Origin of the sequence: Marinobacter sp. (assembly GCF_048259445.1) — a bacterium.
Taxonomy (GTDB): Bacteria; Pseudomonadota; Gammaproteobacteria; order Pseudomonadales; family Oleiphilaceae; genus Marinobacter.
Genome location: NZ_JBLXHQ010000001.1, coordinates 128083 through 153449 on the forward strand (window position 1 = coordinate 128083; position 25367 = coordinate 153449).

23 protein-coding genes are annotated in these 25367 nt (G+C 55.1%); 10 read left to right on the top strand and 13 right to left on the bottom strand.

The window, feature by feature from the left end:
* Positions 1 to 24 precede the first annotated feature (24 nt).
* The 5 genes from ACN0RL_RS00565 to ACN0RL_RS00585 all read left to right on the top strand — a co-directional run bounded on the left by ACN0RL_RS00565 (position 25) and on the right by ACN0RL_RS00585 (position 5837).
* Entirely contained in the window at positions 25 to 1236 is a 1212-nt protein-coding gene (locus ACN0RL_RS00565) for a hypothetical protein (protein ID WP_417512690.1), read from the top strand.
* Positions 1237 to 1438: 202 nt separating this feature from the next.
* Entirely contained in the window at positions 1439 to 2509 is a 1071-nt protein-coding gene (cobT, locus tag ACN0RL_RS00570; protein WP_417512691.1) for a nicotinate-nucleotide--dimethylbenzimidazole phosphoribosyltransferase, read from the top strand.
* Positions 2510 to 2522: 13 nt separating this feature from the next.
* A complete protein-coding gene (locus ACN0RL_RS00575; protein ID WP_417512692.1) occupies positions 2523 to 3146 on the top strand; it encodes a histidine phosphatase family protein in 624 nt (207 codons plus the stop codon).
* A 95-nt stretch (positions 3147 to 3241) separates the two neighbouring features.
* Positions 3242 to 5116, top strand: coding sequence for a DUF294 nucleotidyltransferase-like domain-containing protein (locus tag ACN0RL_RS00580; RefSeq protein WP_417512693.1), 1875 nt, complete (start codon positions 3242 to 3244; stop codon positions 5114 to 5116).
* Positions 5109 to 5837 carry a 3'-5' exonuclease gene (locus ACN0RL_RS00585; RefSeq protein WP_417512694.1) on the top strand — a complete coding sequence of 243 codons (729 nt, stop codon included), beginning with the start codon at positions 5109 to 5111 and terminating at the stop codon, positions 5835 to 5837. Before ACN0RL_RS00580 ends, ACN0RL_RS00585 begins: the two co-directional genes overlap by 8 nt.
* A gap of 21 nt (positions 5838 to 5858) precedes the next feature.
* On the opposite strand, the gene msrB is transcribed toward ACN0RL_RS00585, so the two are convergent.
* The 3 genes from msrB to ACN0RL_RS00600 all read right to left on the bottom strand — a co-directional run bounded on the left by msrB (position 5859) and on the right by ACN0RL_RS00600 (position 9341).
* On the bottom strand, positions 5859 to 7052 hold the full coding sequence (msrB, locus tag ACN0RL_RS00590) for a peptide-methionine (R)-S-oxide reductase MsrB (protein ID WP_417512695.1): 1194 nt from the start codon (positions 7050 to 7052) through the stop codon (positions 5859 to 5861).
* Positions 7053 to 7130: 78 nt separating this feature from the next.
* Positions 7131 to 8636, bottom strand: a complete 1506-nt coding sequence (locus tag ACN0RL_RS00595) for a sensor histidine kinase (protein WP_417512696.1) — start codon at positions 8634 to 8636, stop codon at positions 7131 to 7133.
* A gap of 3 nt (positions 8637 to 8639) precedes the next feature.
* Positions 8640 to 9341, bottom strand: a complete 702-nt coding sequence (locus ACN0RL_RS00600; RefSeq protein WP_417512697.1) for a response regulator transcription factor — start codon at positions 9339 to 9341, stop codon at positions 8640 to 8642.
* Positions 9342 to 9553: 212 nt separating this feature from the next.
* Here ACN0RL_RS00600 and ACN0RL_RS00605 point away from each other — a divergent pair, with 212 nt between their 5' ends.
* Positions 9554 to 10153: a hypothetical protein gene (locus ACN0RL_RS00605; RefSeq protein WP_417512698.1), complete on the top strand. Its 600-nt coding sequence runs from the start codon at positions 9554 to 9556 to the stop codon at positions 10151 to 10153.
* A gap of 74 nt (positions 10154 to 10227) precedes the next feature.
* On the opposite strand, the gene ACN0RL_RS00610 is transcribed toward ACN0RL_RS00605, so the two are convergent.
* Both ACN0RL_RS00610 and ACN0RL_RS00615 read right to left on the bottom strand, forming a co-directional pair.
* The gene (locus ACN0RL_RS00610) at positions 10228 to 11625 is read right to left on the bottom strand and encodes a sodium-dependent transporter (RefSeq protein WP_417512699.1); all 1398 of its coding nucleotides are present in this window, start codon (positions 11623 to 11625) and stop codon (positions 10228 to 10230) included.
* A complete protein-coding gene (locus ACN0RL_RS00615) occupies positions 11622 to 12494 on the bottom strand; it encodes a carboxylate/amino acid/amine transporter (RefSeq protein WP_417512700.1) in 873 nt (290 codons plus the stop codon). The genes ACN0RL_RS00610 and ACN0RL_RS00615 overlap by 4 nt, the downstream gene beginning before the upstream one ends.
* Positions 12495 to 12666: 172 nt before the next feature.
* Here ACN0RL_RS00615 and ACN0RL_RS00620 point away from each other — a divergent pair, with 172 nt between their 5' ends.
* A complete protein-coding gene (locus tag ACN0RL_RS00620; RefSeq protein WP_417512701.1) occupies positions 12667 to 14064 on the top strand; it encodes an MATE family efflux transporter in 1398 nt (465 codons plus the stop codon).
* Here the strand turns inward: ACN0RL_RS00620 and ACN0RL_RS00625 are convergent.
* Positions 14061 to 15059, bottom strand: a complete 999-nt coding sequence (locus ACN0RL_RS00625; RefSeq protein WP_417512702.1) for a GGDEF domain-containing protein — start codon at positions 15057 to 15059, stop codon at positions 14061 to 14063. The two genes, ACN0RL_RS00620 and ACN0RL_RS00625, sit on opposite strands and share 4 nt — an antisense overlap.
* Positions 15060 to 15232: 173 nt before the next feature.
* Here ACN0RL_RS00625 and ACN0RL_RS00630 point away from each other — a divergent pair, with 173 nt between their 5' ends.
* The gene (locus ACN0RL_RS00630) at positions 15233 to 16363 is read left to right on the top strand and encodes an HD-GYP domain-containing protein (RefSeq protein WP_417512703.1); all 1131 of its coding nucleotides are present in this window, start codon (positions 15233 to 15235) and stop codon (positions 16361 to 16363) included.
* A gap of 32 nt (positions 16364 to 16395) precedes the next feature.
* On the opposite strand, the gene fghA is transcribed toward ACN0RL_RS00630, so the two are convergent.
* Both fghA and ACN0RL_RS00640 read right to left on the bottom strand, forming a co-directional pair.
* Positions 16396 to 17241, bottom strand: coding sequence for an S-formylglutathione hydrolase (gene fghA / locus ACN0RL_RS00635; RefSeq protein WP_417512704.1), 846 nt, complete (start codon positions 17239 to 17241; stop codon positions 16396 to 16398).
* 75 nt (positions 17242 to 17316) lie between these two features.
* Entirely contained in the window at positions 17317 to 17721 is a 405-nt protein-coding gene (locus ACN0RL_RS00640; RefSeq protein WP_417512705.1) for a CBS domain-containing protein, read from the bottom strand.
* A 235-nt stretch (positions 17722 to 17956) separates the two neighbouring features.
* On the opposite strand from ACN0RL_RS00640, the gene ACN0RL_RS00645 reads away from it, so the two are divergent.
* Together ACN0RL_RS00645 and ACN0RL_RS00650 are read left to right on the top strand one after the other, a co-directional pair.
* A complete protein-coding gene (locus ACN0RL_RS00645) occupies positions 17957 to 19318 on the top strand; it encodes an alanine/glycine:cation symporter family protein (RefSeq protein WP_417512706.1) in 1362 nt (453 codons plus the stop codon).
* Positions 19319 to 19509: 191 nt separating this feature from the next.
* Complete coding sequence (locus ACN0RL_RS00650) at positions 19510 to 20163, top strand: peroxiredoxin (RefSeq protein WP_417512707.1); 654 nt, start codon at positions 19510 to 19512, stop codon at positions 20161 to 20163.
* Positions 20164 to 20246: 83 nt separating this feature from the next.
* On the opposite strand, the gene ACN0RL_RS00655 is transcribed toward ACN0RL_RS00650, so the two are convergent.
* From ACN0RL_RS00655 to ACN0RL_RS00675, 5 genes are all read right to left on the bottom strand, one after another.
* Positions 20247 to 21029, bottom strand: a complete 783-nt coding sequence (locus ACN0RL_RS00655; protein WP_417512708.1) for a MetQ/NlpA family ABC transporter substrate-binding protein — start codon at positions 21027 to 21029, stop codon at positions 20247 to 20249.
* A gap of 231 nt (positions 21030 to 21260) precedes the next feature.
* Positions 21261 to 21926, bottom strand: a complete 666-nt coding sequence (locus ACN0RL_RS00660) for a methionine ABC transporter permease (protein WP_100687464.1) — start codon at positions 21924 to 21926, stop codon at positions 21261 to 21263.
* Positions 21926 to 22933: a methionine ABC transporter ATP-binding protein gene (locus tag ACN0RL_RS00665; protein WP_417512709.1), complete on the bottom strand. Its 1008-nt coding sequence runs from the start codon at positions 22931 to 22933 to the stop codon at positions 21926 to 21928. Before ACN0RL_RS00665 ends, ACN0RL_RS00660 begins: the two co-directional genes overlap by 1 nt.
* 125 nt (positions 22934 to 23058) lie before the next feature.
* Positions 23059 to 23691 (bottom strand): hypothetical protein, encoded by a 633-nt coding sequence (locus ACN0RL_RS00670; RefSeq protein WP_417512710.1) that lies wholly within the window; start codon positions 23689 to 23691, stop codon positions 23059 to 23061.
* Positions 23692 to 23823: 132 nt separating this feature from the next.
* Positions 23824 to 25326, bottom strand: coding sequence for an amidase (locus ACN0RL_RS00675; protein ID WP_417512711.1), 1503 nt, complete (start codon positions 25324 to 25326; stop codon positions 23824 to 23826).
* Positions 25327 to 25367: the final 41 nt, after the last annotated feature.

A 25367-nucleotide genomic window follows, 5' to 3' on the forward strand; every position in this document is an offset into this window, starting at 1 on the left:
CCCAAGCTTATTCAGGAGAACACAATGCAACCCAACAATAGATTTTTCTCATCTACCCGGCTGGCCGCCCTGACTGGTCTGGCCGCGGCATTCTTGTTAAGTGGCTGCGGAGGCGATTCAGACAGCAGCTCTTTGACGCCAGTAACCGGCTTGAACAATGCTGGCGTAGTGGCGTCTGTCAGCTCGGATTTCAGCTCGGGCGCTGTAAACGTTATCGACCTGGACTCAGCCAACTACGATGCGTTCGGCCCTTACCATGAAACCCAGTCAGATATTGCGGTCGTTGGTGGCAAAGGCCACTACTATCTAATGGGTAGGTTCAACATGGACAATATCTCCAAAGTCGAGATTTCAAACCTTGCCCAGAAGACCTGGGATGAGTTCTCTGTCTTGCGCCAGGGCGAGCAGGACGCTGGCAATCCCTATGACCTGATCAAGGTCAACGATCAAAAAGGCTACCTGGTTCGCTATAACAGCGCTGACGTCCTGATTGTGAACCCTTCAGCAACCGTTGAAGCCGACTTCATCACGGGCAGCCTCGATCTGTCTGACTACGCGCCCGCCAACAATACCGATGGCCTGCCTCGCGTATCTGCCGCCGCTCTTGCCGGAAACAGGCTGTTTATAACCGTGCAAAGACTCGACACCAACTACCAGCCGGTCAATACCAGCTATGTTGCTGTTTTCGACGTAAGCAATGACACGGAGATAAACACAGGAAAGGGCACTGCCGACAACCTCAAGGGCATCCCTTTGCTCGGCACCAACCCGGACGACATTCAGTACCACTCAGGCATTGGTCTGGTTGTGCGAAATCTCGGAACAAACTTTCCAACCTACGGTAATGGCACCAGCCTGGATGTCATTAACCCTGCGGACTACACCACCAGCTCGATGATTCCGCCCACAACAACAGATGCCGACGGTCAGCTTCTGGACGTTGTCATCGTCAACAGTAATCTTGGCTATATTGTCAATCTGGCGGGCTATCAGAACACGTCCGTGCAGTCTTTCAACCCGGCAACTGGCAGAACCGACCTCGCAACCATCGGTAGCTTCAGCGGTGGCGACTTCCGTGATATCGAGCTGAGCCCGAAAGGCAACCTGTGGATTGCCGACGCAAACTTGCAAACACCGGGTATCCATATCGTCAATACGTCAGACGACTCGGTGATCACCTTTGTTGATTCACTCCGGGGCCTGCTGCCCAACAACATTGCATTTGTGACCGAATAAAAACGCTCTTGCAGGCCTGGTACGGTATCCAGAGCTGTGTCAGGCCTGCAGAACTCGTTCAAGACTAATTGCCCGCAAACTATCGGTCTACCTCAACGCACCCAGTCGGAGTATGATCCCGCCTCATATCGTATGAATCCGCGTTCTCCTCACCGTTGTAAGCCCCGGCTTCGCGGCGTTTTATTGTCTGAAGGTATGTGTAATGTCGTTTCCCAGCAGTTGGACTACCCCTCCGCCGCAACCCGGAGCGCGTTTCTTTGAACAGGCCGCGCAGCGGCAAAGCATGCTTACCAAACCTGCCGGCTCTCTGGGCAAGCTTGAAAGCATTGCTATTCAGCTTGCCGGACTTCAGGGCACGGACTTCCCAGCGCTTGATCGTATCCAGATCAGCGTATTTGTAGGTGATCACGGGATCTGCGAAGAGGGCGTTTCAGCGTATCCCCAGGCGGTTACGGCCCAAATGATTGCCAACTTTGCCAATGGCGGCGCGGCGATCAGTGTTCTGGCCAAATCGCTGGGTGCGGAGCTGGAAGTTGTAAACCTTGGCACTGTATCAGACGTCCCACACGGTTTGCCCGGCGTTATAGATGCTCGCATTGCCCCTTGTACCCGCAACTTTTCGGTAATCGATGCCATGACAGCTGAGCAGGCAAGCGCTGCCCTGAACCACGGCGACGCGACGGCTCAGAGGGCCGCGGATAAGGGCTGCCAGCTGTTTATCGGCGGTGAAATGGGCATAGGTAACACAACGTCTGCAACCGCCGTTGCCTGCGCTCTGATGGAAAAAAACCCCATGAAACTGACCGGGCCCGGCACAGGTCTGGATTTAGCCGGTGTGCGACACAAAGCCGAAGTGATCATCCTCGCCATTCAACGTCACGATAACGATGATGATGGCCAGGATGCGATCGCAGTACTCAAAGCCTTTGGTGGTTTCGAGATTGCAGCTTTGGCGGGTGCGATTGCCGGTTGCGCGGCCAGATCCATTCCGGTGTTGATTGATGGCTACATTGCCTCGGTCGCCGCACTGGTTGCAGTCAGCCAGCAACCCGGCATCCACCCTTGGCTGTTGTTCGCCCACCGTTCCGCCGAACCAGGCCACCAGGCCGTTCTGGACGCCTTGAATGCGGAACCACTGCTTGATCTCGGAATGCGGCTCGGCGAAGGTAGCGGTGCAGCCGTTGCTATACCTCTGCTGCGAATAGCCTGTGAGCTGCACAACAACATGGCCAGTTTTTCGGACGCTGGTGTCAGCAATAAAGAGCAGCAATAAAGAAGGGAGCATAATGGCTGATAGCACAACAGTGTTTGATCTCATCCGCCACGGCGAGCCCGAAGGCGGTCCCATGTACCGTGGCAGCAAAGACGACCCGCTGAGTATGGCCGGCTGGCAGCAGATGCGCGATGCAATTTCCGAAACCGATCGCTGGGACACAATCGTTACCTCGCCCATGCTGCGCTGTATTCACTTTGCCCGGGAAATGGCGGATCGTTACCGAATTCCCCTGCACCGCGATGACCGCCTGCGGGAGATCAACTTCGGCGAGTGGGAAGGGCGTACCGCTGATGAGGTAATGGCCAGCGATGGCGAAAAGCTCAGCCAGTTCTGGGCCGATCCGGTTGCCAATACCCCTCCGGGGGGTGAGCAGGTCACGGACTTCAGCCACCGCGTTGTTGAGAGTTGGCACCACTGGCAACAAGAACTTGCAGGCCAGAAGGTTTTGATCGTTTGCCACGGCGGTGTCATAAGAATGATCGTAGCTAATGCTATGAACATCCCGCTGAAACACGCTTTTTCGGGGCTGACTACCCCCTATGCGTGCCGCAGCAGAATTCAGGTAGACACCTCCGACTACGGGCGGTTTCAGAGCCTTGTCGCCCACGGTGCTCTCAAAGCTATAGAAGCATAGACAATCCATCAGCAGGATTTCGTGCGCTCCACCGCCCAACTGCTGGTTTCTGCTATAGTTTTGTCAGACGTTATCCATTCCACCCGGGAGACAGCATGCAGGCTGAATTGATCGACATCCGTAACCACCTTATTCAGCATGCGCCGTTTGATGACATGCCGGAGGAGCTAGTCAATCAACTCACTGCCAGCATTGAAATCAGCTATGTGCGGGCGGGCACCCAGATAACGGAAACCGGGCAAACCAGCACCCATATGTATTATGTGCGCAGCGGCGCAGTGGAAATTTTCCGCCGGTCGGGAGAACTCTACAACCGCATAGGTGAAGGCGAAATTTTCGGCCAGTTTGGCCTGTTGATGCGGGGGCAGGTCCGCTTTCCGGCCCGGGCACTGGAAGACAGCCTGCTTTACCGTGTTCAGGCCGATACCTTTCACCATCTGTTTGAAAACGACGAGAACTTCGCAGACTTTGTGGAAATAGAGGATCGCAGCCGTTTGCGCTCTGCCGTCTCGCGCCGGGAAAAATCCAACACACTGATGACATCCCGGGTCAGCCGCCTGATTTCCCGGAAAACAGTCTCGGCGCCCACAACCGTGAGGTTGCAGGAAGCTGCACGCATCATGACAGACAATGGCGTGTCCGCTTTATTGTTGATGGACGGTGAAGGCGACAATGAGCGCCTTGCGGGTATTATCACCGACCGTGATCTGCGCACACGGGCGGTCACCGAGGCACTGCCCTCAGAAACGCCTGTCAGTGAAATCATGACCGAAGGGCTCATCACCATTCGCGTCAGCAGTTACATCTTCGAAGCCATGCTCACCATGTTGCATAACAACGTGCACCACCTTCCGGTGATGGACGGCCATGAAGTTCGGGGCGTCATCGCACTGGCCGATATCGTGAGGTATGAAAGCCAGAGCAGCCTGTATCTGGTGAGCAACATCTACCACCAGCAACATGTGAAAGGCCTGAAGAAGATCAGCCGGGATGTGCGCGACAGTTTTGTGCGCATGGTCAATGAAGACGCCAACTCACACATGATTGGCAGTGCCATGGCCGGCATTGGCCGCAGCTTTACCCAGCGCCTGCTGGAACTTGGGGAGGAAAAGCTGGGCCCGCCGCCCGTGCCCTACTGCTTCATGGCACTGGGCTCCATGGCGCGGGACGAGCAACTGGTGGTAACAGACCAGGACAACGCCATGATTCTGGACAACAGCTTTGTGCCGGAAGAGCATGATGAGTACTTTCTGGCACTGGCGAAGTTTGTGTCTGATGGGCTGGCAGAGTGCGGTTACACGTACTGTACCGGGGATATCATGGCCACCAACCCGAAATGGCGCCAGCCATTGAAAGTTTGGCGAAGCTACTTCACCGACTGGATTGAAAACCCGAAAGCGGAAAGCCTCCTCAACAGCAACATTTTCTTTGATCTGGACGGTATTCACGGCCGTACCGAGTTTGCAGAAGAGCTCAAGTCTCTGGTTGCAGACAAAGCCAGTAACAGCCAGCTTTTCCTGACCTTGATGGCGCGCAACGCGCTCAACCGCACGCCCCCCCTCGGTTTCTTCCGTACCTTTGTACTTGAGGAGGACGGCAAACATCAAAAAACCTTCAACCTGAAACGCCGGGGCACAGCACCGCTGTCGGATCTGATCCGGATTCACGCACTCGCCTGTGGTTCCAAGGCACAGAACTCCTTCGAGCGCTTGAAAAGCATCGGTAAAACCAAACTCATCCTTGAAGATGATCTGAGCAACCTGAGAGACGCACTCGAATTCATTTCTATCGTGCGTATCCGCCACCAGGCGTTGACGCTAGAGGCGGGGGGAGAGCCAGATAATAACGTGCGGCCAGAAGACCTGTCGCCGTTTGAGCGCAGCCATCTCAAGGACGCTTTCCAGGTTGTCAGCAATGCCCAGAAGTTTTTAAGGTTCCGCTACAACACACAGGCTACCCGGCATGTCTGAAGTACCAACCGTGCCCGATGAGATCAAGCGCCTGCCTTGGCCCGAGCAATACCAGGCACTGGCAAACAGTGCCAAAGCGCCCGTACTGAAGGCTTTTTACCAAGCCGGCTGCGTTTCTCCTGACACTCCCGTGTCTGAGGTCCCTCTGGTGGCTCTGGACTTTGAAACCACTGGCCTAGAGGCGGAAGGGCACTCGATTGTCAGTATCGGGCAGGTACCCTTTACGCTGGATGCCATTGAGCTTGGCAAGGCAAAGCACTGGGTTGTTTGCCCCAGATTGCCACTGCACAAGATGTCGGTTACCTTCCACGGCATCACCCACGCCGACATCGAAGAAGCACCGGATCTATCAGAAATACTTGATGAGGTTTTTGCCAGCCTGAATGGCCGCATTCCGGTGGTACATTTCCGCCATATTGAACGGCCGTTCCTGAATGTGGCTCTGCAATATCGTCTGAACGAAGGTATTCGTTTTCCGGTCGTGGACACCATGGCCATTGAAGCGCAGCTGCACCCGGACCGTCAGCCTTCTTTCTTCAAACGCCTGGTGGGGGAAAAACCGATCTCAATTCGCCTGGCAGACAGCAGAACGCGCTATGGACTGCCTCATTACGCGGCCCATAACGCTCTGATCGATGCCATTGCAACAGCGGAACTGCTGCAGGCCCAGATACTTCATCACTTCAGCCCGCAAACGCCTATTGGCGATTTGTGGCTCTGAGGGCTCCTGACTCTGTCAGGCTTATTGCGACGCCTCCACCTGGGCAATCCATTCACCGTAGCCAGCCTCAGCCATTTCTTCCAGAGGGATGAATTTCATTGCGGCTGAATTCATGCAGTAGCGCAGGCCGGTAGGCGCCGGGCCATCATTGAACACATGTCCGAGGTGCGAATCGGCAAAGCGACTGCGTATCTCGGTACGCGTCATGAAGAACTTGGTGTCTTCCTTTTCCACAACCATGTCTGAACTCAGCGGGCGGGTAAAGCTCGGCCAGCCGGTTCCGGACTTGTACTTGTCGCGGGAAGAAAACAGCGGTTCGCCCGATACAATATCCACATAGATGCCCGGACGTTTGTTATCCCAGTATGGATTGCTGAAGGCCCGCTCGGTGCCGTCATTCTGGGTTATTTCGTACTGAGTACTGGTAAGGCGCTGTTTCAGGGTTTCTGAATCCGGTTTGACGAATGTCTGCGGATCAAAGCCTGTTTTGCCATTGGTACTGTTTACAGCAGAAGCACTGGTTTCAGCCTTTGCTCCTGGCTTGAACTGGCTGAAGTCTAACTCATAATCTTCTCCATACACGCCTTCGATAAACTGATACCGGCCGGAGTTGAAGGTATAGATGTTGTAGCGCACAGGATTCTTCTTGTAGTAATCCTGATGGTACTCTTCAGCTGCATAGAAAGTCTTCAACGGTGTTATTTCTATCAGCACCGGGTTGTCATAAACACCGGATGCCTGAAGCTCCTTTTTAGCCGCTTCAGCCAAACGCTTCTGTTCGTTGTTATGGTAGAAAATTGCCGGGCGGTATTGCTTGCCACGGTCAACAAACTGGCCGTTAACATCCGTAGGGTTCATCATTCTCCAGAGGCCTTGCAGCAAACCTTCGTAGGTGATTTCTTTCGGATCGTAGTAAACCTGTACAGCTTCGGTATGCCCGGTACGGCCACCAGCCACCTGCTGATAGGTCGGATTAGTTTCGTCCCCGCCCGAATATCCGGAAACGGCCTCAACCACGCCCGGGATCTTCTCGTAACCGGCTTCCACACACCAGAAACAGCCGCCGGCAAAGGTGGCAACCTCAAGTCCCGGGTCTGACGGCGCGTATTCGTTGGCGCTGGCCGTTGCTTTTTCGGCCGTGGCAACGGCGGCATAGAAGGCTCCGGTGGCCGCAATAAGCATCGCGGCGACCATTGCGAGTATTTTTCGATTCATAACAACTCTCCTGCGAGTAATAACGTAAGCCATCCTATCGCCGTGACTTCACCAGAATGTTCCTTAATTCTTACGAATCTATAACGCCGTGGATTCTTTTGCCGCTGAATCCGCCAGCGGCAGCCAGAAACTGAACCTGGCTCCAGCTCCGGGCTGGCTGTCTACGGAAACCCTTCCCTGTTGCAATTCCGCCATACGGCGCGCAATGGCAAGGCCCAACCCGGCGTGTCCGCTGCGGATGGCACCCGGCGCCTGATAAAACGGATCAAACACATGGTCAATGTCCGCCAAGGCTATTCCTTCACCAGCGTCGCGCACACAGATTTCGACACCATCGCTATCCGCCGACACGCTCAGTTCGACCTCGGCATCCTTCGGTGAGTGATCAATTGCGTTCCCTATCAGATTGTCCAGAACCCGCTCGGTCATGGCGATATCCGCCAGTACCATCGCTGGTTGCGCGCTGGTAATGCTCAGGTTAACGCCTGCCTGTTCGGCTTTAGGCCTGTGCTTTTGCACCACATCGTGCAACAGTTCTGCCGGCATGAACGGCTCCGCATAGGGCTGCCGCTCACGAGCATCCAGGGCCGCCAGCTCAAACAGTTCGTCCACAAGCCTGCTCAGTCGGAGAGTCTCAGCCAGTGCCACATTCAGAAAACGCCGACGCTCATCAGGGCTCAGCTCCTGCTGTTTCATGCCCAGCGTTTCCAGGTAGCCCTGAATGGACGCCAAGGGTGTGCGTAAATCGTGAGACACCTGAGCAACCAGTTGGCGGCGCTGGTGGTCTTTGTCTTTCAGCAGCTCCAGTTGGCCGGCAATGCGGGCAGCCATCTGATCAAACCGGGCAGCCAGATAGTCTACGTCGTCTCCGGGGACACCGGTTTCATCTGCGTCGCCAGTGTTCATGGCACCTTTTGCTTCCGCTTCAAACGCCTCCACCCGAGCAGTCAGTCGGGACAGGCGTCGTGTCAGCAGCCGGAAGAACACCAGTCCTGCCAGCAATCCCACGAAAAGGCTGATGGCCAGAGCGCCGCCGCCCATCTGCAAAAGACTATCGCTGTGGACCATGCTTTCGGCAAAATCGTATTCCTCACCCCGAAGCACAACATACAGATAGCCCGTGGGATTCTCCGCATCGGGAACCGGCGTTACCGAGAAAACTTTGCGGCGATCATGGCTGCGCGGGTCGTCGCCTTGCAAAGGGTAAGCATCTGGATTTTCCAGCAGCCGGTGAATCGGTTCCAGAGATACGTGCTTGCGCTTGATCCTCGCCGGGTTGGCGGAATAGGAAAGAATGCGTCCCTCCTGATCCAGCAGATAAATTTCGATGCTGGGGTTGATGCTCATGTAAAGATCAAACAGACGTTCCAGCTCACTGCGGTTGATCGTGCCATCAGTAACCAGGTTGCGATCCGACACCAGGTTTCTGGCCAGGTCACGGTTGAGCTCCTGGCTCACCGCCGCACTGTATTCACGCACGGAGTAAAGGCTCAGCGCGGTAAACAATCCGCCAACAATCACGAGCAACAGAAACAGGCCGAGGGCCAGCCGTGCATACAGGGTTTGAAACAGAGATCGGCCCATAGCTCAGTCCAGAAACCGGTAACCGACGCCCCATACCGTCTGCACATAACGGGGCTCGGCCGGGTTGGTTTCAATCTTGTTGCGTAAACGATTGATGTGGGTGTTCACTGTGTGCTCATAGCCCTCGTGATTGTAGCCCCATACGGCATCCAGCAACTGTGCGCGGCTGAATACACGCCCCCGGTGGCAGGCAAAATGCCAGAGTAAATCGAATTCACGGGCAGTGAGCTCCGCTTCGCTACCATGAATAAACACCCGGCGGCGACCAGGATCTATTCGAAGCCCGTCCACCTCCACTTCTTCTGCTTTCGCTTGCTCAGTAACGCGAGAGGAAAGCGCATCGACTCGCCGAAACAGGGCTTTGATACGGGCCGCAAGCTCTGCAACACTGAAGGGTTTGGTCAGGTAGTCATCTGCACCCATTTCCAGGCCAAGCACCCGGTCCAGCTCTGTGCTTTTAGCTGTCAGCATGAGCACCGGAACATAGCCCGGAGTCGCGCGAATTTCCCGGCACACAGAGAGGCCATCCAGCCCGGGCAGCATCAGGTCGAGAACAACCAGGTCAATGCCGCCTTTTTTGAACCGCTCAAGGCCATCATCTCCCCGATCTACCAGAACCGGTTGCATACCCAGATCTTCGACCTGCATGCTGACCAACTCTCCGATCCCGGGGTTGTCCTCAATAATCAATACCGTTCGTGTCATGGTGCTTTGGCTCGCTTGTCCGGGCTACTCGGCCCACCCATCATGCTGCGGTTACTTCCCGCAGTCTAACGCGAAAACTTCACGAATCTGTCACACAGGGCGGTTGCCAAAAAAAAGCCGGGGCTCAGGGCTTGGCAGTCTGTGCATTTGGACCTAGGCTATGAAATATTCCGGGTGGACGGAACCGGAAACACATCACCAAGGAGAGCTCTGTGAACCCTCAATATTCCAACGTATACTGCCGCCAGCTTATTGTCCTGCTGGCGTTCATGCTGTCTCTGCTATCGTTCAACGCTTACGCGGAGAAGCTGACCGATAACAAAATCCGATCCTTCATAACGACCCTGGAAAAAGCCCAGGCCATGGAGCCGGAATTTGAAGAACTGGATGACAGAGAGGACGACGAAACATTTCAGGGCAATGAAGCACCTGACTTTTCGAGAATTTTCTCTTCCTCCATCGAGGAATTAAAAGGCGAAGAAGCTTACGATCGCCTGGAAGACCTGGTTCAGGAAAACGGCTTCAAGAACCTCAACGAATGGGCGGCCACAGGTGATCGCATTTACGGCGCCTGGATCGCGATCGAAATGACGGACCAGAGCCCTGAACTCAGAAAAGAAATGGAAAGCGCGATGGCTGAGATCGAGAACAGCCCTCACATGAGCGCTCAGCAAAAAGCCCAGATGCGCGCTTCAATGGAAGCTGCCCTTGGAATGACCAAGCAGGCCAGCGCGGCTCCCTCGGCCGATATTGAAGCCGTGAAGCCTCACCTGGAGGCTCTACGGGCTATCGCAGAAGACGACGAAGACTGATTTCTGCGCGCACTTCCCGCACTAAAAGCCCGGAAAGCATTGCTGCCTTCCGGGCTTTCTTTTTCCCGCTGCTTTTACGCCAGCAAGTTATAAACAAACACAATTACAACCGCTACGGGAGTGACGAAACGCAGCAGGTTCAACCACAGTGTGAACGCACCATTACTCAGTTTCACGTCAGCTTTCAGGGATTCTTTGGCAACAAACCAGCCAACAAAGATCGCTGTCAGCAAACCGGACAAAGGCAACAGAATGTTGGCCGTAAAAAAGTCCAGCAGGTCGAAAATCGTCTTGCCTTCAAAACGTGCGAACATGTCGAGTGGCGCAAAACCTGACCACAGATTCAGCGACAGAATAGAGGCAATACCCAGCAACCAGCAGAGCACGCCAACAACAATGGCACTGCCCGAGCGCTCGAAATTGGTGTTTTCCTCAACCCACTCGACCACAGGCTCAAGCAGCGAGATACCCGAAGTCCAGGCGGCAAACAGCAATAATACAAAGAACAGCGTACCGAACAGACTGCCCATGGGCATGTTACCGAACGCCAGTGGCAAGGTCTGGAAAATCAGACCGGGCCCGGCACTGGCTTCAAGGCCATTGGCAAACACCACCGGGAAAATTGCCAGGCCTGCCAACAATGCAACCACGGTATCCATCAATGCAATACTTACCGCCGTTTTCCCTACGGGCACATCACGCCCAAGATAGGAGCCATAGGCCATCATAATAGCCATGCCCAGGCTGAGCGTGAAAAACGCATGGCCCAGGGCAATCAACACACCGTTGATGGTCAGTGCCCCGAAGTTTGGCGTAAACAGAAAGCTTACAGCTTCACCGAAGTGGCCTGTGGTGGTGGCGTAGCCCACTGCAATAAGCAGCAGCACAAAAAGCGCCGGCATCAGAATCGTAACTGCGCGTTCCAGACCACCTTTGAGGCCCCGGGAGACAACCAGTATTACTAACGCCATGAACACAGTGTGCCAGGCCAGCAGCTGCTTGGGGCTGGCCAGCAAACCACTGAACAATTCGCCGATGGAGTCCGCAGTACCGCCGGTGAAATCGCCCATGGCCGCATGGCCGATGTAAGAGGCGGCCCAACCACCAATAACGGAATAGAAGGAGAGTATTGCAAAGGCCGCGATCATCCCGATAACGGCAGAAATGCGCCAGGCCGGCGAACTGAGGTTGCGCTCGGCGACCAGGCGCATACTGCCAATCGGGTTGTGACGGCCGCTGCGACCCACGAATATTTCCGCCATCATGATGGGAATACCGATAATCGCGATACACAGAAGGTAGACTAGCACGAATGCTCCACCTCCGTTTTCGCCCGTAACATAAGGAAATTTCCATATGTTGCCGAGTCCAACGGCAGAACCGGTTGCTGCAAGAATAAAGGCAAAACGGGAAGACCAGAGGCCGCGAGAGGCTCCGGTATCGTTACCCGTAGCCGGGTTGAGCTGAGTCATATCGTTCTCCTGAGTCGGGCCCGAGGGTGCAGGCGTGCATTGATCCACAGCGACAGGGCGATAATCCCTCCGCCGACCGCAAGCCTGAACAAGTCCGCATCGCGGTTCCAGATGAGCAGGTTTACCAGCAATCCGGCGGGCACCAGAGCGTTGTTCATAATCGCAAGTGTACCTGCATCCACACGGCAGGCTCCACGATTCCAGAGGAACAGTCCAAGCCCGGAAGCTGCCAGCCCCAGCCACGTCAGAATGCCCCATTGCAAAGCGGTCGTAGGCAGGCGCTCAGCGTTTCCAAACACCATGAAGGAAGGCAGAGCAATAATCAGCGCACCTATGAAGAAGTAACCGAAGGTGCGATATGCGGGAATATCAACCGGGAAGCGCTGCATGACATGCTTATAACCCACCTGGCCCGCAGCAAACGTAAAATTCGCAACCTGCAGCAACAGGAAGCCGGTAATGAAATCCTCGCTGAGCCCGTCATAGCGAATGATACCGGCTCCGAACGTCGCGATTGCAGCCGCAACCAGAGCGACAGGAGAGAACCGGCGCGACAGGGCATCGTCAAGCAGAGTCACGTAGAGGGGTGTGAATATGGTGAACAGCAAGACTTCCGGTACCGTCAGATAGCTGAACGAGCGATACAGGCACAGATACGTAATACCGAACTGCAACATGCCTGTTATCAGCACGCCCAGTTTCAGCCCTCCGGGCACGCCACGCCAGCGGGTAAAGGGCAAGAATATCAATGTTGCCAACAACACCCGGCTGAGCACAGCGAAATCGCTGTCGACCTGGCCGGCAAGAAACTCGCCAATCAGGCTGAAGGAAAAAGCCCAGAGTACTGTTACGAAAACCAGGAGTCCCATATTGACTGCCATCTGTATGAATCGGGCGTGTACTTTAACGGGTTTTAAAGGGAGTTTCAGCGTCTTTGCGCGACAACCCCCTATGACGCAGCCTTTCACGTTCAGGTAGAATGCTGAGCCTGCAAATCACCCTTGAATATCTATTGGCTCCAGCCCTTCGGATCAACGCTCTATGGACGAAACCCACCAGCCACTGCCGGAAGTACGCAAGTCTCTCGTCTCGCGGACACTGACCGAATGGAAGACGCTGGCGATACTGGGCGGGCCAATTTTGATAGCCCAGATAGCCCAGATGGCCAACGGCGTTATCGACACGGTAATGGCTGGCCACGCCAGCGCTGAAGACCTGGCGGGTGTGGGTATTGGCAGCAGCCTCTGGATGCCGTTGTTTCTGTTTTTTATGGGCATGCTCGGGGCACTGCAGCCGATTATTTCCGGTTACAACGGAGCACGCACGCCAGAAAAAATAATGCCCGCTACCTGGCAGGGCTTATACATTGCCGCTGTAGGCGCAATGATCATGATTCTGCTGCTTACCAACGTACACCCGGTTCTGGAAGGGCTGAAACTGGAAGCCAATACCGCGCGCATTACCCAGGGCTATCTGAACGCTTTTGCATGGGGTATTCCAGCCCTGCTGTTAATGACGGCGCTTCGCGGGCTTACGGATGGGCTGGGGCACACCCGTGTCATTATGGCGTTCTCGGTACTGAGCACGCTGATTAACCTGCCGATGAACTATATCTTCATTTACGGCAAACTCGGGCTGCCTGCCATGGGAGGTATTGGCTGTGGCTGGGCAACTTCAATCTCCAACGGAGTTGCCGCGTTAGCGCTGCTTACCTACCTCAGCCGAAGCCAGCTCTATAAAAAATTCCACCTGATTGCAGACTGGGCAAAGCCCAGTTCAGCCCTGATTCGCCACATTCTGAGCATTGGCATTCCCATTGGCGTTACGATTTTTGTGGAAGCCAGCGTGTTCTCTGTGATCGCGTTGTTTCTCGCGCCACTGGGCCCTGTTGTCGTTGCAGGGCACCAGATCGCGCTGAACGTGGTGTCTTTGCTGTTCATGCTGCCGCTGAGTATCGGCATGGCGCTTACTTTGAGGGTCAGCTTTCTTATCGGTGCGGGCGCACCCGACACCGCACGCCTGATTTCCCGTAGCTCTTTGATTCTGGCCTCCGCTACGGCCCTGGTGTTTGCCACTCTCCTGTTCGTTTTCTCACAGGGCATTGCGGCCCTCTACACCAGCGATACAAGTGTTCAGGCAGTGACCATTCGATTGTTGATGTTCGCGGCGTTTTTCCAGGTTGCCGATGTTATTCAGGTGACCTGCATCAGTGCTCTGAGAGGCTATAAGGACACATTTATCCCTTTGTTGATCATGCTGTTCTCATTCTGGGGCGTGGGCCTGCCGCTCGGCTATGTTCTGACGTTTACCGATATTATTGCTCGGGCTATGGGAGCTGCGGGATTCTGGATAGGGCTTACCGGGGGGCTGGCGTCGGCCAGTGTGTTACTGGGGTGGAGGCTGTTTCGTTATCGCCCGCGCACAATCGTAGCGAGCTAGTCGGCTAACACGGGGCTGGCTGCAGGTGAGCGCGTGCCGGATTCTGGCATAGTATCCGCAAACACAATCCGGTCTCGACCGGAGTTCTTGGCTTTATAAAGTGCAGCATCGGCCCGCTCCAACCAGGCTTCGGGGCTTTCGTTGAACCTGAGCAGAGCAGCTCCAAAAGAAGCCGTTACCTTGTTCCCGCGACACCTTAGCTGCTGGCGAACGATTTGATGCAGGTTCTGCGCGATAAGTTCGAGGCCGTTTGCGTCCACTCCAGAAAGCAACACAACGAACTCTTCTCCGCCGTAACGATAGAGCTGGTCGGTATTGCGTATTCGTTTCTGAACAAGAGATACCAGGTCAAGAAGTACCTCATCGCCAACGCCGTGCCCGTAATCATCATTTACTCTTTTAAAGTGATCAAGATCCATCATGATCAACCCATAAAATCTTTTTGTACGCAGCGCGTCGGCCAGAGCCATTTGCAGCCCTTCGTTCATAGCGCGTCGATTCTTCACACCCGTCAATGGATCAACCGTCGCTAACAGCTCAAGATTTTTCCGATGATATTCGTTGCGAAACGCAAACACATAGGCGCAGAAACAGGTCATGACCGTTGTTGTGAAAAACGACCACAGATGATCAAGAGACTGAAAACCATCGCTCCGGATAGTCATTGCAGTCAAAATTGCTGACAGGCTCACTAAAACAGCAGCGCGGGGGCCAACAAGGAAAAACGACACCATCAGGCAGGGATAAATCCAGAAAAAATCTGCATTACCAACTGCGCCTGCGGCAACTGCTCCGAAACAGACAACCCAGGCCATTACGAAACCCACGCGCCGGGTATCCCCGGATATCCACGCGTAAAACATACCGCCGGCAATACAGGTGAGGATAAGAATGTCTACAATGCCTGCGACAATGTTTCCCTGAGCAAATCGCAGCACCACAAACGGCGTGATACCAAGAAAAGCCGTGATACCAAGCAGTGTGATGATTGACAACTGGAAATCAGTTTTCAAACGGCTCAACATGTGTGCAATTGTCCGACAGCGCAGCGTATAAAACACGAGTTTAGTACAAAGCGGTGCCATAATCGCCGCAGGCTACCATTTTTAACAACACACCCTTAAAGTGCAATAAAACTGTACATATTTCCCATGCAGGACACCCGATTTTGACTGACCTCGTTCGAATAGCCCCCGGCGCACTAACCATAGGCCGTCCATTGCCATGGGATGTGTACGACGCCGACGGCAACGTGCTGCTGTGTCAGGGTTATGTGGTTCAGACCGACTCACAGCTCGAACAGCTTTTTGAGCGTGGCCTTTTCAAACCGCGGACTATCGAGTTACCTGAGGAAGACAACGAGGCGCCCGGAGGCGAAGCAGAATGCAACCCGTTTACCAGCTACCCGGGTTATCTTCACGCGCTGGAGAAAACCCTGGCGACTATCGCCAATGGCGAGCCCGAAGCGCGTAAACACATACAGGATCTTGCACATACTCTGGAGCAGGCCTGTAAAATTGCGCCAGATTCATGCTTGGCTCTGATACACCTGTACTCTGTCGGCCCCACCATCCATGAGCAGATCATTTTTTACGCCATTCTCTGCCAGCTGATAGCCCGGCAATTCGGGCTCGATGAACAACGTATCCCGTTATTGACAGAAGCTGCCCTGAGCGCAAATCTCGCTCTGGTGCCCGTTGCCGACAAACTCAACGCCTTCAATAAAGTGCTCAACAAAGAACAGAGAGGCGTTATTCGCAAGCACCCACAGCGGAGCATCCGCGCGCTGAAAGCGGTAGGTATCGAGAACGAACTATTGTTTACTATCATTGCCCAGCACCATGAGCAGGCCGATGGCAGTGGGTATCCGGAAGGCCTGAGTGGTGCAGATATCCGGCCCGAGGCTGAGATCCTCGCACTGGCGGAACGCTACGTAGCCATGATAACGAAACGCGCTTACCGCAAGCGAATGAACGTTACCGCCGCGCGCAAGCTGATCGCCAACCTGGCTGATGGCAGTTTCCGGCCAGCCCTGCCCAAAGCTCTCCTTCATATTCTGGGAGAATACCCGCCCGGAACCCTGGTGCGACTGGAAAACAACGAAGTCTGCGTGATAACCGGCAGGCCGGTGCGCACGTTGGGGCCTTTTGCGCAGGTTGTCCTGGATTCTTCGGGAAACAGCTGCGACACCCGTCAGGAGCGTGATACCAGTGTGCCGGAGTTCAATATCAAGGCTCTGGAAGAGCCAGATATCATGCCGTCCATGAACTTCAGCCGAATCTGGGGCTTCCCGGACTGATCCGGGCTCGCCCACTTGATCCGGTGAATCGCTCAGCCAAGGCCCAGCGCCCTGGCGTGGTGGAGCAGATGGTCATCAATAAATGAGGCAATAAAGAAATAGCTGTGGTCGTAGCCATTCCGCATCCGCAAATTAACAGGGTGGTTGTGCTGCTCACACGCCTCCACCAAGGCTTCCGGGTTGAGCTGGCTTTCCAGGAAACCGTCTGCAGTGCCTTGATCGATCAGCAGAGGCAAGCGTTCACTAGCCTTCGGAATCAGCAAGGTAGCATCCCATTCTTCCCAGCTCGCCGTATCCTCACCAAGGTAGCCCTTGAACGCCTTTTGTCCCCAGGGGCAAACCGTGGGATGGGCAATGGGCGCAAATGCGGATACGGATGCAAAACGCCCGGGATTGCGCAGTGCGCATATCAATGCACCGTGGCCACCCATGGAGTGACCGCTGATGCTGCGCCTTTCGGTCAACGGCAGTTCGCTTTCAACCAGCTGGGGCAGCTCCTTTAACACATAGTCGTACATGTGGTAGTGAGGCGCCCAGGGCTGCTGAGTGGCGTTGATATAGAACCCGGCCCCGCTGCCAAAGTCATAGCTGTCGTCTTCTCCCGGCAGATTAACACCGCGTGGGCTGGTATCCGGGCAGATAATTGCCATGCCCAGCTCCGCAGCCTTTCTCTGGGCACCGGCCTTCTCCATGAAATTCTGATCCGTGCATGTCAGACCGGATAGCCACCAGAGCGCTGGCACTTTCTGTGGATTCGGCCCAACCGCAGCCGGAGGCAGGTACACGGCGAACTCCATCGCGCACTCAAGCGTGGCAGATGTATGTCGGTAGCGGCGATGCTCTCCGTCAAAGCAGACGTTGGTAGATAGCAGTTCCATAATGTCCTCTTCAGAATACGGCTTCAGGGCACGGCTGGGATCAGGGTTAGGTGTGCTCTCAAGAGCAGGGCCTGATCAGTCGTCAGCGTTTGTATGTCTCGAAAGCTCGAGCCCACAACCGATGCGGGCAAGCTCGGCAAGCACAGCCGTGCGCGTAACAATGCCGATGAGTTTGCCATGTTCAACCACCGGATAGACTTTCGGCTTGCCAGAGCCGAGTTTCTGGGCAAGATCGACAATTGCGGTGCCAGGCGAAATCGACAAAGGCTCGCGAAACATGACATCGTCCACAACCGGATCACCTTCACAGTGATAGTTGCTCACCAGCAGTGAGTGAATACAATCCTGTTCCGAAACAAAACCCAGCAAATGCCTGTTCGCATCGACCACCGGCAGCCCGGAGACATGATTCTCCAGCAGAACCCTGACCACTTCAGTCAGCGGCGTTCCACACCGGATAGGCTCAATGTGATTGGACATGATATTGGAGACTCTGAGTGCACACATGGGTAATACCTCACCTTTCTGGTTGATCCGGCAGCACCAAACTGGGCCACACCCTCTACTGTACTGTAAACATAGGCAATAGGCGCCTAATCCTCAATTTTCATCACCTGACAGTTTACACATGACAATATCTGACTAAACTCAATCGGTTATAACCCTTGCGGGTAAAATCACAACTTTAAACCATGGCATACACAAGGGGATCCCCATGGAAGCCATTGAAAACATTATTGGAGCTATCAACGGGCTGGTCTGGGGACCGCCCATGCTGGTACTTATCCTCGGTGTAGGGCTGTTTTTGAGTCTCGGCCTGAAGCTTATGCCGATACTCAAGCTAGGCGCTGGCTTCCGCCAGATGTGGAAAGGCCGTAGCGCGGCAGATGCGGAGTCTGATGGCGACATCCCTCCGTTTCAGGCGCTAATGACCGCTCTGTCTGCAACCGTAGGAACCGGCAATATTGCCGGCGTAGCAACTGCTGTTTTCCTCGGCGGGCCAGGCGCCCTGTTCTGGATGTGGCTGACGGCCCTTGTGGGTATGGCCACCAAGTACTCCGAAGCAGTCCTTGCTGTGCGCTTTCGCGAGGTGGATGAGCGCGGATCCTATGTCGGCGGGCCGATGTATTACATTCGGAACGGGCTTGGCAAAAAATGGGCCTGGCTGGGCGTACTCTTTGCCATTTTTGCAGCCATCGCCGGTTTTGGCATCGGCAACACTGTGCAGGCCAACTCGGTCGCGGATGTAATGGAAACGACATTCGGTCTGCCACACTGGCTCACCGGCCTCATTCTTATGATTCTGGTGGGCATGGTACTGATTGGCGGCATTCGCCGTATCGGGCAGGTAGCCAGCGCGCTAGTGCCGCTCATGGCGCTGTCGTATCTGCTCGCAGGCCTGGTTGTTCTGGCGATCAATTTCGCCGATATCCCTGCAGCGTTTGCACTGATCTTCAAACATGCCTTCAGCCCGATAGCGGCCGAGGGTGGTTTTGCAGGCGCGGCGGTCTGGGCGGCCATACGCTTTGGTGTTGCCCGAGGCGTCTTTTCCAACGAGGCCGGCCTGGGCTCTGCCCCCATAGCCCATGCTGCGGCACAAACCAGGAACCCGATCAATCAGGGCATGGTAGCCATGCTGGGCACCTTTATAGACACCATCATCATTTGCACCATCACCGGTCTTGTCATCATTACCTCTGGCGCCTGGACTACCGGGGAATCCGGTGCGGCACTTACCTCCATGGCCTTCTCTCTGGCACTGCCAGGAATCGGGGACTACGTGGTGGCCATCGCTCTGGCGATTTTCGCCTTTACCACCTTGCTTGGCTGGTCGTTTTACGGTGAGCGCAGTGTGGAATTCCTGTTCGGTGTAAAAGCCATAGTGCCTTATCGGGTTGCATGGATCCTTGCCATCCCTGTTGGCGCAACGGTAAATCTGGGCCTGGTCTGGCTGGTCGCCGACACCCTGAACGCCATGATGGCACTGCCCAACCTGATCGCCCTTCTGTTGCTCAGCCCGGTGGTGTTCAAATTGACCAAAGAGCACTTTGAGCGAGAGAAGGCCCTGGGGCTGTAACGGCGTTGAAACAGCCATCATTATAAAATGGTGGCCAACAAGCCGGTGCCGGATGAGATGAATCAACTGCCCCTTGCAATACCGTCATCCGGCCCCGATGATTCTCGTATACACTTAACAAATGGATCCGGCGGCCTGGCTGCCGGGATCTCGAACCACGCTATCATAAGCAGCATCAAAGGAGAGCGAGCATGAGCTTACGTCTAGGCGATACCGCACCGGATTTCGAACAGGATTCCAGCGAGGGCAAGATTTCGTTCCACGAATGGTTAGGCAATGGCTGGGGTGTGCTGTTCTCTCACCCGGCGGACTTTACGCCGGTTTGCACCACTGAGCTTGGCCTGACAGCCAAGCTTAAAGACGAGTTTGCACAGCGTAACGTAAAGGCCATCGCACTGAGCGTTGATCCGGTTGATTCCCACCACGAGTGGATCAAAGACATCAATGAAACTCAGGGCTGCGCGGTGAACTTCCCGATTATTGCAGACCATGACGGTAAAGTTGCCGAACTGTACGACATGATTCACCCCAATGCCGACAGCACGCTTACCGTGCGCTCTCTGTTTGTGATTGATCCGAATAAAAAAGTTCGCCTGATCATCACATACCCAGCCAGCACCGGTCGTAACTTTAACGAAGTTCTGCGGGTAATCGATTCCCTGCAGCTGACCGACGACCACAAAGTCGCCACACCGGGCAACTGGGAGCGGGGCGGAGACGTCGTAATTGTGCCGTCTCTTCAGGATGAGGAGGAAATCAAGAAGCGCTTCCCGAAAGGCTACAAGAAGGTGAAGTCTTACCTGCGGATGACACCAGACCCGACAGCCAACTGGAGCGGCGACTGATTATCAGCGTCAACTTCTGAAGCAAAAAAACCGGGCAGCTTACGCTGCCCGGTTTTTTTATGGCTAGCGTTCTAGCGTTCCGATCAGAAAGCCGGAACCACTGCACCTTTATACTTCTCCTTGATGAAGTCACGAACCTCATCAGACTTCAGCGCCGCCGCCAGCTTCTGCATAGCCTCGCTGTCTTTGTTATCAGGGCGAGCTACCAGAATGTTCACATACGGAGATTCGGAACCCTCAATCACCAGCGCGTCTTCCGACGGGTTCAAACCTGCTTCCAGCGCGTAGTTGGTATTGATGAGGGCAACGTCAACCTGACCAAGAATTCGTGGCAAGGTTGCAGCTTCCAGTTCTTTGAAATCGAGATCTTTCGGATTGTCAGCGATATCACGAGGAGTTGCCGTGATTTTACTGCCTTCTTTCAGGGTGATTACTCCGGCTTTCTGAAGCAGCAACAAAGCGCGTCCACCGTTAGTGGGATCGTTCGGAATGGCTACGACTGCGCCTTCTTTCAGATCGTCCAGAGAGTCGATTTTGTTGGAGTAAGCGCCAAACGGCTCAACGTGAACACCGGTAACGGTCACCAGGCTGGTTCCCCGGCCGTCATTGAATTCGTCGAGGTATGGCTGGTGCTGGAAGAAGTTGGCGTCCATACGCTTCTGATCCACCTGAACGTTGGGCTGGATATAGTCGGTGAACACCTTCACATCCAGCTCTACACCCTGTTCCGCCAGCTTCGGCTTCACGAATTCCAGCAGTTCTGCGTGGGGTACCGGCGTTGCGGCTACGGACAGCTTCTCAGCGGAGACCGCTGCAGAAAAAACGGATGCAGCAGCCAGTGCTACCAGGGCTTTTTTGAAGTTCATTTAATACTCTCCTGTTCGTGGTCTTTTGATTGATAAAAGCAGAATTGTTCTGGACGTCCCGCGCGGGCGATGGGGTGCTCCCCGAAAAGCGCCCGTGAATACGTCCATGTAGGGCTCGGTCGCGCCATCCTTGGCGCTCCACGTTTTCGGGGAGCACCCCATCGCCCGAGCTCATTTCTGGCGTGTCTTCTGAGGGTTATGCCATCGCAGACTCATTCAACATTTCAAAAACTACTTACGGCTGAAATACAGCACCAGACGGTCACCCACCATCTGCAACACTTGTACGAAGATCACCAAAAGGGCCACAGTGATGACCATCACATCAGTCTGAAACCTCTGATAACCAAAACGGATTGCCAGGTCACCCAGACCGCCGCCGCCAATAACGCCCGACATAGCCGCATAGGAAACCAGCGTAATTGCTGTGACGGTGATGCCGGCGATGATGCCCGGAAGCGCTTCCGGCAGCAAGGCACCGAAAATGATCTGGCGCACGTTGGCACCCATGGCCTGAGTGGCTTCAATAATGCCCCGGTCAACTTCCCGCAGGGATGTCTCTACCAGCCGGGCAAAGAAGGGTGCACCGCCAGCCACCAGCGGAGGAATGGCACCCGCAACGCCAAGAGACGTGCCGATCAACATCACGGTGAACGGTATCATCACAATCAAAAGGATGATAAAGGGCACAGAACGCAGCACGTTCACGACAAATGACAGCACGGCGTAAGCTACCGGCTGTTCCAGCAACTGGCGTTTGCCTGTCAGGAATAGCAATACACCAATCGGCAGGCCGGCCAGGACACTGAACAGCAGAGACATGCCCACCATCACCAGGGTGTCCCAGCTTGCTATGCCAATTTCCGGCCAGTCCACGTTACTCAGTAGAGCTTCCATCAGCGCACCACCTCCACATGAACATCAGCCGCTTTCAGAGCGCCCATGGCAGCATCAAGGTCACCGCCTACCAAAGACAGGGTCAACTGCCCGTATGGCGTATCTTTGATGTGATCAATACGGCCCGAAAGAATACTGAAATCCACTCCTGAGGCGCGTGCAACGCTGCCCAGCAAAGGCTGGTAGGTCGATTCACCCTTGAATGTCAGACGCAGGATACGACCTTTGGCCTTTTGCAGATCTTCCTGCCGATCCTGGCTGTCGACGCTTTCGCTCTCAAACACAAAATCCCGGGTCGTGGGGTGCTTCGGGTGCAGGAAAACATCACTCACAGCCCCCATTTCCACCACACGGCCGCCATCCATCACCGCAACCCGGTCACACACTCGCCGCACCACGTCCATTTCATGGGTAATGAGTACAATCGTGAGGCCGAGTTCCTTATTGATCTCAGCCAACAACCGGAGCACCGACTGGGTCGTTTGTGGGTCCAGAGCGCTGGTGGCTTCGTCGCACAATAGAATTGTTGGCCTGCAGGCGAGCGCACGGGCAATACCTACGCGTTGTTTCTGGCCACCGGATAACTGGGAAGGATATTTATCAGCCTGGTCTATCAGACTGACTCGAGCCAGCAGTTCCTGCACACGATCCCGGATTTCCGCTTTGGAATAGATGCCCGCCAGCTTCATCGGGAAGGCAATGTTATCCGACACGGTTTTCGAAGATAGCAGATTGAAGTGCTGGAAGATCATCCCGACTTTTCGGCGAAACGCTCGAAGTTCAGCGGCGCTGTATCGGGTGATATTCTCGTCGTCAATCAGAATGTCGCCGCCGGTGGGGGGCTCCAGAAGGTTGATCAGGCGCACCAGGGTGGATTTTCCCGCCCCGGAGTGCCCGACAATACCGAACACCTCGCCGGTTTCGATGGTCATATCAGTTGGGTGAAGCGCGGGGATCGCCCGGCCGCCTACCTGATACGACTTCTGTACCTGGTTAAATACAATCACGGTCAGAGCCTTGTGGGTGCAGGATTAAGGCGGGCGATTATAGACTATTCGCATGCCAAACCCGAATCCGGGTTTTCCCTACACCCAGCGCCCTGCCATGCTGGTTTGCGACGCGCACAATGCCCTCAGTGCAGCGCCCGCAGTTGCCGTGGATACAGCGCAGCACTTACCTCCGGCTCTTCCAGAAGATCGGCCAGCTCAAGGTCAGTATCGCTTTCTTCACCGTGCTCCGGTAGCGGCTCAAACAATGTGCTGAGCCAGGATGCAATTGAAGGTTCTTCATCGCGCCTGTAGTCCGTAGACAGGGCTTTAATGCGACGAAAACCTATGATGCGCTGGTGCTTCGGATCCCGGATCTGTTCAAATCCACGCCAGTAAACATGATCCCGGGTATGAAGCTGCACAAACAGGGTGTCTATCGGTTCATTGGGCTCGTCTTCGGTACTGTCTGACGACGCTTCAAGGCTGTCTTCAGAGGCTTCAGAGCCGCCATCTTCAGCAGCCTCCTTCTTTTTATGACGGATAGTCGTCCAGGCGGGATAGAGAACCGCCACAGCGTCCGCCGCTACATGCTCGCGGGCAGCACGGAGAATCAACCCCCAGCGCGCCTTGTCGGCATCGGTTTCAAGTGAGTTGATGGGCAAGTCGTAGCTTTGTTCGCTGGCCAGAACAATCGCCATCATAGGAGCATCAAGCTCTCCCATGGCTTCTGCCTGTGCTACTGATACCAGTTCATCGATTGCCATCGGTTGGTTCATAATACGCTCGCCTCCTCGATGCCATCAGGGTGTATCAGGAAGTAGGTCTTCCTGATACACAGCATAGCCTGTTAAGCATATAAAGATAAACGTGGGTCTGGAGTCAACGGATCACCACCAGATAAAAGCCCGCTATCCATTCTCCGCCGGAAAGGCATTATCAAGTCGCTCGAAATAGCCAAACCAGGGCGCTGCTTCCTCAAGCTGAGCCGCCAGTTGCAATAACACGCCCTCACCACCGTGTGGAGCTCCCAGCTGCACGCCGACTGGAAGCCCCCCGGCAGTCCAGTGCAAGGGCACCGACATGGCGGGTGTTCCGGTGAGGTTGGCTAGCTGGGTAAAGGGCGTCCGGGCCAGGTTCTCCATAACCATCTGATCCACCTGACCACTGCGGTGAAGCATTTTTCCGGCCTTGAGGCCAAGCATCAGCTTTGCTGCCAGCTTCAGGTGAGCCGGTGTTTCCAGCTCACCGATGCGGGCTGGCATCTGGCCGGTAGTCGGGCAAAGGTAGAGATCGTATCCTCTGAAGAATGCTCCCAGCGACCGTGCGAACTCATTCCACTGCTGGCGGCGAAGTACATAATCTGACAGGGGCATGGTATTGCCCAACATACCAATAAGGCGGGTATCCAGCTCGAAATCGCTGTCAGCGGCACCAAACTGCGCTTTGGCCTTCGCCATCATGGCCGACACTTCACCAAAATAGAGACCGAGGTAGCAGCGAGCCAATGCCATGCCGTCGAATTCCGGCCGCGCATACTCAACCTTGTGTCCCAGGTTTTCCAGAATCCTCGCCGTTTCCTCAACCGCGGCAACGCACTCGGGCGCCACCTCGGTATCAAATGGAGACGATGTGAAGACACCGATTTTAAGGCTACCTGGCGATTGCTGCATCAGGTCAGCGAACGCGGAGCCGGGCTCGGGGATAACGAACGGATCGCCGCAAGCGTTACCGCTGAGCACATCCAGCATCCCGGCGCTGTCACGTACTGTTCGGGTGACCACATGATCCGCAGAAGCACCGGTCCAGGATTCACCCATCAAGGGGCCACTCGAGATACGACCGCGAGATGGCTTGAGCCCAAACAGCCCATTGTAAGCGGCCGGTATTCGGATGGAGCCCCCGCCATCGTTAGCGCCGGCCATAGGCACAATACCGGCAGCGACTGCGGCACCGGAACCGCCACTCGATCCTCCAGGGGTAAGATCCGTGTTCCACGGGTTCCGCGACGGCCCCCAAAGCTCTGATTCGGTAATGGCCTTGAGGCCGAACTCCGGTGTCGCTGTCCGCCCCAGAAACACCAGCCCACCTTCACGGGCACGGCTCACAAATTCGGAGTCCTGGGCCGCAATGTTGTTTTTAAAGCTACGGCTACCAAAGGTACAGGGTTGACCAGACTGTTCTTGCGCCAGGTCCTTAAGCAGCAGAGGAACACCGGCGAATGCGCCTTGCTCAGGAAAACCCTGCGCCAAAGCTTCGGAGAACTGCGGGAAGCAGATTGCATTAAGGGAACCGTTTACAGAGGTTGCCCGTTCCACCGCAGCCTCGCATACTTCTCTTGAGGTAACTTCGCCACGACGTATGAGATCAGCCAATGCAGTAGCGTCGTAACGAAGATATTCAGATTGCTTCATGGTAGCGTCCATTTGTTATTGTGATGCCCGGAATACCACGG

What these genes read in the sequence shown, in the direction of transcription:
- ACN0RL_RS00565 (WP_417512690.1), top strand. Translation starts at nt 25, where the DNA reads ATGCAACCCAACAATAGATTTTTCTCATCTACCCGGCTGGCCGCCCTG.
- cobT (WP_417512691.1), top strand. Translation starts at nt 1,439, where the DNA reads ATGTCGTTTCCCAGCAGTTGGACTACCCCTCCGCCGCAACCCGGAGCG.
- ACN0RL_RS00575 (WP_417512692.1), top strand. Translation starts at nt 2,523, where the DNA reads ATGGCTGATAGCACAACAGTGTTTGATCTCATCCGCCACGGCGAGCCC.
- ACN0RL_RS00580 (WP_417512693.1), top strand. Translation starts at nt 3,242, where the DNA reads ATGCAGGCTGAATTGATCGACATCCGTAACCACCTTATTCAGCATGCG.
- ACN0RL_RS00585 (WP_417512694.1), top strand. Translation starts at nt 5,109, where the DNA reads ATGTCTGAAGTACCAACCGTGCCCGATGAGATCAAGCGCCTGCCTTGG.
- msrB (WP_417512695.1), bottom strand. Translation starts at nt 7,052, where the DNA reads ATGAATCGAAAAATACTCGCAATGGTCGCCGCGATGCTTATTGCGGCC.
- ACN0RL_RS00595 (WP_417512696.1), bottom strand. Translation starts at nt 8,636, where the DNA reads ATGGGCCGATCTCTGTTTCAAACCCTGTATGCACGGCTGGCCCTCGGC.
- ACN0RL_RS00600 (WP_417512697.1), bottom strand. Translation starts at nt 9,341, where the DNA reads ATGACACGAACGGTATTGATTATTGAGGACAACCCCGGGATCGGAGAG.
- ACN0RL_RS00610 (WP_417512699.1), bottom strand. Translation starts at nt 11,625, where the DNA reads ATGACTCAGCTCAACCCGGCTACGGGTAACGATACCGGAGCCTCTCGC.
- ACN0RL_RS00615 (WP_417512700.1), bottom strand. Translation starts at nt 12,494, where the DNA reads ATGGGACTCCTGGTTTTCGTAACAGTACTCTGGGCTTTTTCCTTCAGC.
- ACN0RL_RS00620 (WP_417512701.1), top strand. Translation starts at nt 12,667, where the DNA reads ATGGACGAAACCCACCAGCCACTGCCGGAAGTACGCAAGTCTCTCGTC.
- fghA (WP_417512704.1), bottom strand. Translation starts at nt 17,241, where the DNA reads ATGGAACTGCTATCTACCAACGTCTGCTTTGACGGAGAGCATCGCCGC.
- ACN0RL_RS00640 (WP_417512705.1), bottom strand. Translation starts at nt 17,721, where the DNA reads ATGTCCAATCACATTGAGCCTATCCGGTGTGGAACGCCGCTGACTGAA.
- ACN0RL_RS00645 (WP_417512706.1), top strand. Translation starts at nt 17,957, where the DNA reads ATGGAAGCCATTGAAAACATTATTGGAGCTATCAACGGGCTGGTCTGG.
- ACN0RL_RS00650 (WP_417512707.1), top strand. Translation starts at nt 19,510, where the DNA reads ATGAGCTTACGTCTAGGCGATACCGCACCGGATTTCGAACAGGATTCC.
- ACN0RL_RS00655 (WP_417512708.1), bottom strand. Translation starts at nt 21,029, where the DNA reads ATGAACTTCAAAAAAGCCCTGGTAGCACTGGCTGCTGCATCCGTTTTT.
- ACN0RL_RS00660 (WP_100687464.1), bottom strand. Translation starts at nt 21,926, where the DNA reads ATGGAAGCTCTACTGAGTAACGTGGACTGGCCGGAAATTGGCATAGCA.
- ACN0RL_RS00670 (WP_417512710.1), bottom strand. Translation starts at nt 23,691, where the DNA reads ATGAACCAACCGATGGCAATCGATGAACTGGTATCAGTAGCACAGGCA.
- ACN0RL_RS00675 (WP_417512711.1), bottom strand. Translation starts at nt 25,326, where the DNA reads ATGAAGCAATCTGAATATCTTCGTTACGACGCTACTGCATTGGCTGAT.